General features: G+C 44.3%; 1 protein-coding gene. It reads left to right on the top strand.

The window, feature by feature from the left end:
- Positions 1 to 296: hypothetical protein (locus E7X56_RS11890; RefSeq protein ID WP_167879543.1), on the top strand; the 296-nt coding region annotated here is incomplete at both ends.

Genomic DNA, 296 nt, shown 5'->3' with positions numbered 1-296 from the left:
AAAGGATAAGATCGAGAACGGAACCTGTGCAGGATTCACTGGTACTGCTACCGTTTCAGGTACTGCAATGTTCGAGATGATGCCTGGAACAAACGTTGCACAAAAGAATGCAACCATGGGAATATTCAGGATACCTGTGGAAGAAACATTGATGGCGAGCGCAACCAGCGATAGTGAGACTGCTGCATATAGTTTTGTTAATTTGCCTGATGGCTTCTATAAGATCAGATCCGTCAAAGAGTCACAATCCCCGATGGGTGGAACGTATTACTACATCGGAGAAAGAACGGTAATTA

The organism is Methanococcoides sp. NM1, assembly GCF_900774285.1.
Classification (GTDB): domain Archaea; phylum Halobacteriota; class Methanosarcinia; order Methanosarcinales; family Methanosarcinaceae; genus Methanococcoides; species Methanococcoides vulcani.
Note: the sequence above shows the minus strand (reverse complement) of the source record. Positions and strands in the feature narration are given on the sequence as shown.